Origin of the sequence: Mycobacterium sp., from assembly GCF_965229265.1 — a bacterium.
Classification (GTDB): domain Bacteria; phylum Actinomycetota; class Actinomycetes; order Mycobacteriales; family Mycobacteriaceae; genus Mycobacterium.
The window spans coordinates 893,440-905,601 of record NZ_CBDDIY010000011.1 but is presented as its reverse complement, the minus strand read 5'-3'; the positions used below and the strand labels follow the sequence as shown (position 1 = coordinate 905,601).

Sequence of the window (12,162 nt, the reverse complement as noted above, 5' to 3'; positions counted from 1 at the left end):
AGCCCCCACTTTTCGCTGCGACCCGTTTAGGCTCCGACGGTTTGTGGGCTGGTGTCACCGAAATCGGTGTCGCCCTGCCCGGCCAGCAAGCACGGACGGCGAGAAAGAGGTGGACGAGAGCATGGATACCGCCGACGGTGGCGCCTATCGATGGCGTCGTCAGCTCACCGGATACCAGCGCGATCTCTGGATGGTGGCCGAGCTGTTCCCCGGGGTGCCCTGTTACGTGTCGGGACTGACGGCCCACCTCGTCGGCGACATCGATGTCGACCTGCTCATCGAGTGCTACCGGCGGGCGTGGCAACGCCACGATGGGATGCGGGTGCGCTTCGGGGTCTGCGACGGCGTGCCCTACCAGGAATTCGCGACGCAGATGCCGCCGATCGACCAGCGCGACCTGTCCGGACACCCGGATCCTGCCGCCACGGCGAGCGCGGTGATCCGCGCCTCGATGGACTCCCCCATCGACCTGCGTGACGGCCAGGTCCCCCTGCGGCTGACGCTGCTGCGCGAAAGCGCCACCTCCTATCGGGTGTTGCTGCGCTCCCACCACGTCGCCACCGATGCCACGGGGCTGTTCATCCTGGCCGCCCACATCCTGGCCGACTACAACATCGCCGCCACCACCGGGCAGCTGGTCGATGTCGCGGGATCGTCGTTCCTGGAGTGCATCGACCGGGCCCACGAGTACCGCAGCTCCCAACAGTGGTGCGCCGACCGGGATTTTCTCGTCGAGCAGGCCGGTGACGCGGCCGCCGTCCTGTTCGACCGGCCCGGCATGGAACTGGCCCCGGTCCTGCGGCACCGTTGCGAACTGCCCCGCTCCTTCGCCGACCGGGTGCGCGCGGCGGGCCTGCCGTTCTTTCCCTACCTGTGCACCATCGTGGGCACCTACCTCGGTGCCATGCTGCGCACCGACGACATCACCGTCGGCATCCCGCTCAACAATCGCACCGGCGCGGAGATGGGTGTCGCCGGCGGCCACCTGGCCAATACCCTGCCGCTGCGCATCGAGCTGGGCCGCCACCCCCGACTGACCGACGTCGTCGCCGAGGTCCGTCGCCGCGTGCAGGACACCAAGGCGCGACAGGCATTCCCACTCGGCGACCTCATGACCGAGTTGCGCCGGGCCGGCGGGCAGGGCGGTCCGCTGTTCGACGTCACGGTCAACTACCTGCGGCTGCCCCAGGTCGCGGCGCTGTCACCGATCGTGGCCAGCGTCGACGGGCTGCCGCAGGGCTCCGATGTGCTGACGCTTGCGGTGCACGTGCACGAGTTCGACGAGGACGGCCCGATGGAGCTGATCTTCGACTACGCCACCGATGTGTTCGACCAGGACTATCCGATCCAGGCCGTCGAACACCAGCTCAAGACGCTGTTCGAGGCTGGCCTCGACGCCCTCGACTCCGATCCCCGAACCCTGTCGATGGTCGCAGCCGATGACCAGGACGCACTCACCGATCCCCACCCGAGCACCACGGTGCCCCGCGACGACTCCGCCACTGTGAGCGCCCGGATCCTGGCGCAGGCCAAGCATTTTCCCGACGAGACCGCGCTGGTGGCCATCGGTTCGGCGCCGCTGACCTACGCCCAGCTGGGTACCCGTATCGACGGGCTGGCTGCCGGCTTGCGCGGCCACGGCATTGGGATCGGTGACCGCGTGGGCGTGGCGATGGAGCGCGGCCCGGATCTGGTGGTCGCGATCCTGGCTGTACTGCACGCCGGTGCGGCCTACGTGCCCGTCGACCCGCGCCATCCCGGCGAGCGGGTGTCCTATGTGTTGCGCGACGCCGGTGTGGCGGCGGTGATCACCGACGATGTTCACCGTCCCGGGCTCGATGGGCTCACGCTCATCACCCCCGACGCCACGGCGCCGTCCGCCGGGCCGGGGCCGGCGTCGGGAAGCGATCTGGCCTGTGTGATCTACACGTCCGGATCGACCGGACAACCCAAAGGCGTCGCCGTCGAGCACCATTCGGTGGTCAACCGGCTGGACTGGATGCAGCGGCGCTACCCGATCGGGCCCGGCGACGTGCTCCTGCACAAGACGTCGATCTCGTTCGACGTCTCGGTCTGGGAGTTGTTCTGGTGGGCGATGCACGGCGCCGCGGTGGCGCTGCCGCCGCCGGGCGCCGAGCGGGACCCCCGCGAGATCCTCGATGCCATCGCCCGCTGGGGTGTCACGGTGGTGCACTTCGTGCCGTCCATGCTCACGCCATTCCTGGACCTGCTTGAGGCCTCGCCGGAGGCGGCCGGACGCGCCACGAGCCTGCGGTTGGTGTTCTGCAGCGGGGAATCCCTGCGCCCGCACCACGTCGTCCGGTTCAACCGGGTGTTCGCCGCTCTCGGCGCCCGGGCACCGCGGCTGATCAACCTGTACGGCCCGACCGAGGCCACCGTGGACGTCGCCTACTTCGACTGCCCGCCCGACCCGCATCGGGCTCCGCGCCGGGTGCCGATCGGCCGGCCGATCGACAACACCCGGCTCTATGTGCTCGACGGGTCCGGAACGCCCTTGCCGATCGGCGTTCCCGGTGAGCTGTGCATCGCCGGGGCGGGACTCGCCCGCGGCTACCTCAACCGGCCAGACCTGGATGCGGAGTGCTTCGTGCCCGATCCGTTCCACCCGGGCCAGCGGATGTATCGCAGCGGCGATCTCGCACGCCGGCTGGCCGACGGCCAGCTGGAGTATCTCGGCCGCATCGACCGCCAGGTCAAGGTCCGGGGCAACCGGGTCGAGCCCGCCGAGGTCGAGGACGCCATCGCCACGGTGCCTGGGGTGAGCGACGCGGTGGTCATCGCCGGTCAATCCGCAGACCGTGGAACCCATCTCATCGCCTTCTATGTGGGCGCGCCCGAGCTGGACCGCGCCGCGCTGCGAGCCCACCTGGCCCGTCGGCTGCCGGAGTACATGCTGCCGTCGCACCTGCGGCAGGTGGCGCACATCCCGCTGACCGCCAGCGGCAAAGCCGATCGCGCCGCGCTGCTGGCCGACTGGCGCGACAGCGGCGCCGACCCCCGCCCGGTCGAGGCACGCACCGACGTCGAAGCCACCCTCGTCGCAGTGTGGCGGGAGGTCCTCGACGCCGAGGCGGTGTCGGTGCACGACAACTTCTTCGACCTCGGCGGCGACTCGATCCTGACCCTGCGGGTGCGGGCCCTGGCCGAGGCCCGCGGAATCCTGCTCGACACCCGCGACATCGCCCGCTACCCCACCGCGGCCGAACTGGCCGCCCACGTCGTCATCGGCGCCGACCCGGTGCCGCCGGTCGCGCCGTTCGAACTGATCAGTGCCGTGGACCGGCCGAGACTGGGCGACATCGAGGACGCCTACCCGTTGAGCCGCCTACAGCTGGGCATGCTGTTCCACAGCAGTGAGCGCGCCGGCTCCTCGACCTACCACGACGTGTTCCGCTACAGCCTGCGTATGCCCTGGCAGGAGGGGGTCTGGCGTGCCGCGCTGGACCTGGCGGTGGCCCGCCACCCGGTGCTGCGCACGTCCTTGGACCTGGCCCGCTTCAGCGAGCCGCTGCAGCTGGTACACCACGACGCCGCCACCCACTGCGAGGTCGTCGATCTTCGGGACGCCGACACCGTCGATGCGGAAGCCGTTGTCGGCGAGCACATCACCGACCGCCGGCACCGCCGCTACCGGTTCGACCGGCCCGGCCTCTACCACTTCGCGGTGTTCCTGCTGGCCGACCGGGTCGACGTGGTGTTCGCGTTCCACCACGCCATCCTCGACGGCTGGAGTGTCTCGACCATCCTGGCCGAGCTCCTGCAGGACTATCGGTACCTCGGCGGGTCGGCCGTCGGTCCGGTCGGCGCCGAGGCGTTGCCCTCGTTCGCCGAATACATACGCGCCGAACGTCTTTCCGCCGCCGACCCCGCCGACCGGGAGTATTGGACCCGGATGCTCGACGGCGCACCGCCGGTCCACCTTCCGGGGCTGCGCAACCACCTACCGCCCGATGCCGACCGACCCGCCCCTGGCGCGCGGATCCGGCACACGGTGGCGGTCCCCGCGCCGCTGAGCGCCCACACCGCCCGGGTCGCGGCCACCGAACATGTTCCGGTCAAATCGCTGTACCTGGCCGCCCACCTGATCACGCTGGGGCTGTTCGCCGGGCAGCCCGACGTGACCTGCGGCGTGGTGACGCACGGCCGCCCGGAGCGGGCCAACGCCGAACGGGCGGCAGGGCTGTTCCTGAACACGGTGGCGCTGCGGGTCGACACGACCGCGATGACCTGGCGGGCGGTGGTGCACGCCGCCTTCGAGCGCGAACGTGCCGGCGCCGCGCACTCCCGCTACCCGCTGGCCGACCTGCAACGTGATGCCGACGTGGCGATCGAAGTCGCGTTCAACTACGTCAACTTCCACCGGGCCGGTTCCCTGCTGCGCGCCGCCGACGTCGAGCTGCTCGGCGTCGATATCCACGAGGACACCAACTTCGCCCTGCTGGCCACCGTGTCCCGCGATCCCCGCGACGGGGCGGTGTCGCTGCGCCTCGACGGCGATGCCACCCTGTACACCACCGGGCAGCTCGAGAAGATCGCGTCCGCCTATCTGACTGCGCTGCAACGCATCTGCACCGATCCCGACGGCGCCATCGACTTCGGCGCCCCGGCCGCCACGGTGCCCGCCCCGTCCAGCACGACCGACACCGTGGTGTCGATGTTCGCCGACCGGGTCCGGTGCACCCCCGACGCGGCGGCGCTGCGAGTCGAGGACACCACGGTCACCTACCGGCAGCTGGCCGCGATGGCCGACAGCGTCGCGGCCGGACTGCTGGCGCACGGAACCCGCCGCGGCGACCGGGTGGCGCTGTGCGCCGGGCGCGGCCCGCAGCAGATCGCGGCCGTGCTGGGTATCGCACTGGCCGGCGCGGCGTGCGTGCCGATCGACCCGGCCTATCCGCGAGCCCGCCGGGCGGCGATGCTCGATCAGGCTGCCCCGGTCGCCGTGGTCACCGACCAGCCCGTCGACACCGGTCGGTGGGCCGGACTGAACCTGCCGGATCTGCTGGCCACCCCGGCGACCGCACCGCGGCCGCTGCCGGCGGTGCGACCCGGCAACGCCGCCTATGTGCTGTTCACCTCCGGGTCGACCGGGCGGCCCAAGGGTGTGGTGATGTCGCACCGCGCGCTGGCCAACCTCGTGGGCTGGCAGCTGTCGGTGCCGAGCGGGTGGAGTCCGCAGGCGGGGCGGGCGCCCTCGACCCTGCAGTTCGCCCCGCTGACGTTCGATGTGGCATTCCAGGAGATCTATTCGACGCTGTGCGGCGGGGGCACGCTGGTGCTGGTCACCGAGGAACTGCGCCGCGACCTGCCCGCGCTGCTGACCACATTGGAGACCACCGGGACCGAGCGGGTGCTGCTGCCCTACGTGGCACTGCAGCCGCTCGCCGAGATCGCCGTGGCGCGCGGGACGGTGCCCTCGGCGCTGCGCATCATCGTCTCGTCCGGGGAACAGCTGCGGGTGACCGACGCCATCCGCCGGTTCTGCGCGGCGATCGACGGTGTGCTGCTGGAGAACCAGTACGGGCCGACCGAAACTCACGTCGTCACGCACGAGCCGATGACCGGCGACCCGGACCGGTTCCCCGCTCTGCCGGCCGCCGGCACCCCGATCGCCAACGTTGCCGTCCTCGTCCTCGACGACCGGCAGCGCCCAGTGCCCGACGGGACGCCCGGTGAGATCTGGATCGGCGGCGCCGCACTGGCCGACGGCTACCTGGGCCGGCCCGACCTCACCGACGCCGCCTTCCGGAACTGCCCGGTGGCCGGGGCGCGGCTGTACCGCAGCGGCGATCTGGGCCGGCGGTTGCCCGACGGACGGATCCTGATCGACGGCCGTCGGGGAACCCAGGTCAAGGTGCGCGGCCACCGCGTCGAACCGAGCGAGGTAGAACTGGCCCTGTCCCAGGCGGCCGCGGATCTGCCGGTCTCCGACGTGGCGGTCGTCGCCCGCCGGGAGGCTGGCCAGTCCAGTGCCACAACCCAACTCGTCGCGTTCCTGGTGGGCACCGCCGACGACGCGGTGACCCGCCGGCTGCGTCACGCCCTGCGCGACAGCCTGCCCGACCACATGGTCCCGGCCCGGTTCGAATGGCTGTCGGCACTGCCCCGCACCGCCAGCGGCAAACGCGCCGACCGCGTCCTGGCCGCGCTGCCCCCGACGGCATCAACGCCGTCACACGTCGCGCCGCGCGACCCACACGAAACAGTGATCGCGGGGCTGATGGCCGACGCGCTCGGGGTCGCGCGGGTCGGCGTGCTCGACGACTTCTTCACCCTCGGTGGTGATTCGCTGTCGGCGCTGCGGCTCATCGTCGGCATCGAGCAGCGGTTCGGGGTGAACGTCCCGATGTCGGTGCTGGCCGCCGGCCCGACCGTGGCCGGCCTGGCCGACCGGGTACGACACCGCAGCGCGGCGCGGTTCGACCCGGTCGTGGCCCTGACACCGGCCGGCGACCGGCCGCCGCTGTTTCTGGTGCACCCGATCGGCGGCACCGTGCTGTGCTACGCCGGCCTGGCCCGGCACCTGCCGGCCGAGCAGCCGTTGTACGCGCTGCAGGCGGCGGGCATCGAGCCGGGAACCACACCAACGGATTCCGTGCCGCAGATGGCCCGCGACTACCTGCGGGCCATCCAGCGCATCCGGCCGGACGGCCCGTATCACATCGGTGGCTGGTCGCTGGGCGGGCTGATCGCCTTCGAGATGGCCCGCCAGCTGGCCGAGCAGGACGCCGACCTCGGATCGGTGGTGCTGATCGACACCATGACCCTGCGACCCGGTTCGCACACCGATGTAGCGGCGCAGCACCTGTATTCGTTCTTCCTGGCCGAGCTGCTGTGGGGAGCGGGCGGTGCGGCCAGCGCGGTGGAGCCGCTGCCGGCCGACGTCAACTCCGACGAGGCGGCGCTGGACTTCGTCCTGGCCCGCGCCGTCGAGCACGGGGTGCTGCCCGGTCGCGGGTCCCGTGACGTGCTACGCCGGCTCTTCGACGTCTTCCGCGCCTGCTGGCGGGCCGGCGCCGACTACCGGCCGCCGCAATGCGATCTGGACGTCACGCTGCTGCGTGCCGCCCAGGCGCTGCCCGAGCCGCTCCGGGCCGCCCACGACGCGGCCGGCTCCCGCTACGGCGAGGCCGCCAACGGCTGGGACCACTACGTCGGCGGGCACCTGGAGGTCATCGCGGTGCCCGGCGACCATCTGAGCATGGTCACCGAGCCGCACGTGGCCGATCTGGCCGCGGTACTGGCCGAACAGGTTGGGCTACAACGATATCTGGAGATGACGCCGTGACCCGTTCGGCGATCGTCGTAGGGGCCGGCATCGGCGGGTTGACAGCGGCCGCCGCACTGCGACGGGCAGGCATCGAGGTGACGCTGTGCGAGCGCGCACCGCAGTTACGGGCGGCCGGGTTCGGCCTGGCGGTGCAGAGCAACGCGATGAACGCGTTGCGCACCCTCGACCTCGGCATCGACGAGGCATTGCTGCGCGCCGGCGGCAAGGTCACCACCTTCAGTTTCCGGACCGCCCGCGGCGCCCTGCTGCGACGTATCGACGTCGGCCCGATCGATGCCAGGCTGGGTGCGCCCTCGGTTGTGCTGGCCCGCAAGGACCTTCATGACATCCTGGTCGACTCGGCCGGACGCGGGCTCAGCGTGCTGACCGGCGCCGAGGCGGTCCGTTTCGAGCAGGACGCCGACGGCGTGACGCTGCACCTGGCCGACGGCCGCCGGGTGCAGGCCGACATCCTGATCGGCGCCGACGGGGTCAACTCGGTGATTCGCGCGCAACTGCATGGTCTGCGCGACCCGCGGCCGGGCAACTTCGTGTGCTGGCTGGCGTTGGCGCAGGCGGCCCCGGCACTGATGAGTCCCGGTGAGTCGATCCACTTCTGGGGACGTGATCTGCGTTTCGGCCTGCACGACTGCGGCCACGGCGGCGTCTACTGGTGGGCCACCACATCGGCCGCCGGCCCGCTGGCCGCGAACTGGCCGCATGGCCGGGACGACCTGCTGCGGCGGCTGCGGGACTGGCACCCCGATATCCGCCAGATCGTCACCGCCACCGACGAATCCGCTATCCTCACCGTCCCGGCGCTGGACCGCGACCCGCTGCCGCGATGGGGCCACGGCCGGGTGACGCTGCTCGGTGACGCCGCCCACCCGATGCTGCCCAGTCTGGGTCAGGGTGCCAACTCCGCGATCGAAGACGCGGTGGTGCTCGCCCATGCCGTGGCCCGACACCACGACCCGGCACAGGCGCTGGCGGCCTATGAACGACTCCGGCTGCCGCGGACCACCCAGCTGGTCGACGGCTCGCGCCGGCTGGCCCGCATCGAGGAGAGCACGAGTCGGGTGGTCCTGACCGCGCGGAGCAGGCTGATCCGGCACGCCAGCCGACGCGCGGTACACACCTTCATGGCCACGCCGATGACGTGGCCGGGTTTCGGGGAGAACACCTCCGAGGCGGCGTTGCCCCGCCCGTTGTCGACGCTGGAACGCTGGCACTGGCGGGCCGATCGGGTCTCGCCGCTGCCCATCTGCTGCCGGATCCGCATCGACGGGCCGATCACCGCGTCGCAGGTGCGCGCCGGGTTGGACGCCCTCGCGCTGCGGCATCCGATGCTGCGCGCAGCGGTTCGCGGATCGCAATTCGTGCCGGTCGTGGGGCGGCCGGTTCCGCTGCGGGTGGTCGACACCGGCACATGGCTGAGCGAGATCGACCACGAACTGCGCGAGCCCATCGACAGCGACGGTCCGCTGCTGCGCGCCACCCTGGTCACCGTCGGGCCGCAGGTGCACGACCTGGTGCTCACCTCTACCTATGCGCTGGCCGACGGCGCCACCATGGTGGCGCTGTGCCACCAGGTCGTCGAGCTGGCCGCCGGGGCCGGGCGCTGGGTGCCGGAGATTCCCGCGCCCGGAGCCCCGGAGCCCCTGATGCCCAGACCGTTTCGGGGAGTGCGCGGCACGCTGCGCGCGCTGGGCCGGCTGGCCGCCGAAGCCAGCGAGCAGCGCGGTGATTCCCCGCTGGTGCGGCTCACCCCGAGCGCGGCGGTGCCCCCCGCCCAACGGCGGACCCGGCTGGCGCATCGCAGCATCGGCGGCGCCGAGTTCGACACCCTGCTGCACCGCTGCCGAGACCGGGGTGTCCGGCCGGAGTCGGCGATCGCGGTGGCGCTGGCCGGTGCCGCCGCCGCCGAAAATAGCTGTGCGCGAGCCCGTTTCGCGGTGAGCGTGTCGGTTCCGTTCCGCACTCATCTGGGCCCCGTGCCGGCGGCCGACGCCACCGGCAGCTACCAGGCGATGGTGGCGATCCCGGCGACCGGCGATCCGGGCGGGTCGGCCTGGGCTGACGCCGCGGAGTTCGACACCCGGCTGCGCACCGCGATCGAGCACCGCCACCACCTGGCCGGCCTCCCCCTGCTCCGGGTGCTCGCGGCGCTCACCCCGAGCCAGCCCGATCGGGTGGTGTCGACGCTGGATGCCCGCGGCCCGGGAAACCTCTGCGTCAGCCTGGCCGACGCCGGCGACGTCCCGGCCCGGGTGGGTGACTGGTCGTTGTCGGGAACGCAGGTGGTGTCCGGGATCTCCATCAGCGGCTACCTCATCCTCTACGCCACCGTGGGGCGCGATGAGCTGTCGCTCAACCTCGGCTACGTCGACGGGATCATCACCGCTGGGCGCGCCGAGGCGCTGCTCGACCGAGTCGTCGGTGCGCTAGTGTCCGGCGACGTTGTCCGACAACGGCTTATGTTGTGAGCTGTCGATGCGCGGCCACGGCCTGGCCGCCTCGAGTTCGTAGGACAACTCCAGCAGCCGGCGCTCGTGGCCGATCGGAGCGGAGAACATCATCCCCACCGGCATACCGTTGGCCGATTGCGCCAGCGGCAGCGAGATCGCCGGCTCGCCGGTCGCGTTCTGCAGCGGCGTGAAGGCCACCCAGTCCACCAGCCGGTCGATGATCTGCTGGTAGTCAGCGGTCGGGTCGAGGTGCCCGACGCGCGGGGTCTCCTCGGCCAGGGTGGGGGTCAGCAGGATGTCGTAGGTTTGGTAGAAGCGGGCGGTGACCCGCCGCAGCCGGCTCAGGCGCGCGATGGCGACCGGTAACCGGTGCAGGTTGCGGCTGGCGTAGCGGTCCAGGCCCAACGTGAGATTGTCCAGCTTGGTCCGGTCGAAGGACTCGCCGAAGGTGCGCGCTCCGGTACGCACCAACGTCATCGCCAACAGCGACCAGTACAAGAGAAAATCATCGACGAAGTAGCGCGGCACCGGGTTGTGGTCGAGGTGGTCGACCTGATGGCCCAGGCCGCCAAGGAGTTCGGCGGTCTGCAGGGTCAGCTCCCGGACGTCGGGGCTGCTCTGCCGGATGACCGACTGGGTGACCACCGCGATCCGCAGCCGCTGGCTGCCCGGCCCGGTGACTGCGCCGATCGGTGGCAGCCGACGGTTGCGCCAAATGTGTTCGGCCTCACGGTAGAACGCGGCGGTGTCGCGCACCGAACGGGTCAGCACCCCGTCGTTGACGATGCGCACCGGCATCTGCCGGGTCATCTTGTCCAGCGGGAGGCGACCGCGTGACGGCTTGAGGCCGACCAGGCCGTTGCAGGCCGCGGGAATCCGGATCGACCCGCCACCGTCGTTGGCATGGGCGATCGGCACCACCCCGGCGGCCACGAAGGCGCCCGATCCCGACGACGACGCGCCCGCGGTGAAGTCGGTGTCCCACGGATTGCGGACCGCGCCCAGCCGGGGATGTTCGGCCGAGGCGCTGAACCCGAACTCCGAGAGCTGGGTCTTGCCGAGCGGGACCAGGCCGGTGGCCAGGAAGAAGCGGGCGAAATCGCCGTGGCCGGGTTGCGGCAGCGGATCCCAGGCGTCGGTGCCCTGCATCGTCGGCATGCCCTCGACGTCCACGTTGTCCTTGATGAACGTCGGGACCCCGTCGAAGTACCCGCCGTACGGGGTGCCGGCGTTGGCGCGGGCAAGCGCCTGGTCGAAGGTCGCGTGCGCCAGCCCGTTGAGCACCGGGTTGACCGCCTCGGTGCGCGCGATGGCGGCCTCGACGAGTTCGGGACGGGACACTTTGCCCGTGCGCAGGGCATCGACCAGGCCGACCGCATCCAGGTTGCCGAGCGCATCGTCGCCGAAAGCGTGCACATGCTGCATCCACCCGACGCTAGCAGGCACGTGTCCAATAGTGCTCCGACTCACCGGCTCCCGACCCCGCAAACGGCAAAACCCCGCGTCGCCGGGATCGCCGGATGTGACGCGGGGTTTTCCAGTGGGCGGCGTTGGTGGGCCACCCAAGCGTGTTACTGCTGGCCGACCTCGAAGCGGACGAACCGGGTGACCGTCACGCCGGCCTCGTCGAGCAGCGCCTTGACGCTCTTCTTGCTGTCGGACACCGACGGCTGCTCGAGCAGCACGACGTCCTTGAAGAACCCGGTGATGCGACCCTCGACGATCTTGGGCAGCGCCTGCTCCGGCTTGCCTTCGGCCTTGGCGGTCTCCTCGGCGATGCGGCGCTCGTTGGCGACGATGTCCTCGGGCACCTCGTCACGCGTCAGGTACTTGGCCTTCAGCGCGGCGATCTGCAGGGCGGCCGAATGCGCCGCATCCTTGTCGGTGCCTTCGAACTCGACGAGCACACCCACCGCCGGCGGCAGGTCAGCCGCCCGCTTGTGCAGGTAGGCCTCGACGTTGCCGTCGAAGTAGGCCACCCGGCGCAGCTCGAGCTTCTCGCCGATCTTGGCCGAGAGCTCGGCAATGGCCTCCTCGACGGTCTTGTCGCCGATCTTGGCGGCCTTGAGGGCCTCCACGTCGGCGGCCTTGGACTCCAGCGCCGCGTTGACGACGTCGTCGGCCAGCTTCTGGAACTCGGCGTTCTTAGCGACGAAGTCGGTCTCCGAGTTGAGCTCGATCAGCGCACCGTCCTTGGCCGCAACCAGGCCTTCGGCGGTGGCGCGCTCGGCGCGCTTGCCGACGTCCTTGGCACCCTTGATGCGCAGCGCCTCGACGGCCTTGTCGAAGTCGCCATCGCTGTCAGCCAGGGCGTTCTTGCAGGCGAGCATGCCCGCACCGGTGAGCTCCCGAAGCCGCTTGACGTCGGCAGCGGTGTAGTTAGCCATGAAAGCCTTCCTCCGA

General features: G+C 71.2%; 4 protein-coding genes. 2 read left to right on the top strand and 2 right to left on the bottom strand.

Annotation, left to right across the window (positions count from 1 at the left end):
- Nucleotides 1-121: 121 nt before the first annotated feature.
- Nucleotides 122-7,309 carry a non-ribosomal peptide synthetase gene (locus ADBZ9K_RS16750; RefSeq protein WP_526622310.1) on the top strand — a complete coding sequence of 2,396 codons (7,188 nt, stop codon included), beginning with the start codon at nucleotides 122-124 and terminating at the stop codon, nucleotides 7,307-7,309.
- Nucleotides 7,306-9,777: an FAD-dependent monooxygenase gene (locus ADBZ9K_RS16745; RefSeq protein ID WP_526622308.1), complete on the top strand. Its 2,472-nt coding sequence runs from the start codon at nucleotides 7,306-7,308 to the stop codon at nucleotides 9,775-9,777. Before ADBZ9K_RS16750 ends, ADBZ9K_RS16745 begins: the two co-directional genes overlap by 4 nt.
- Here ADBZ9K_RS16745 and ADBZ9K_RS16740 read toward each other — a convergent pair.
- Both ADBZ9K_RS16740 and tsf read right to left on the bottom strand, forming a co-directional pair.
- Nucleotides 9,736-11,184 (bottom strand): amidase, encoded by a 1,449-nt coding sequence (locus tag ADBZ9K_RS16740; RefSeq protein ID WP_526622306.1) that lies wholly within the window; start codon nucleotides 11,182-11,184, stop codon nucleotides 9,736-9,738. The genes ADBZ9K_RS16745 and ADBZ9K_RS16740 overlap by 42 nt on opposite strands.
- A gap of 146 nt (nucleotides 11,185-11,330) precedes the next feature.
- Nucleotides 11,331-12,146 carry a translation elongation factor Ts gene (gene tsf / locus ADBZ9K_RS16735; RefSeq protein WP_526622304.1) on the bottom strand — a complete coding sequence of 272 codons (816 nt, stop codon included), beginning with the start codon at nucleotides 12,144-12,146 and terminating at the stop codon, nucleotides 11,331-11,333.
- Between the last annotated feature and the right edge of the window lie 16 nt (nucleotides 12,147-12,162).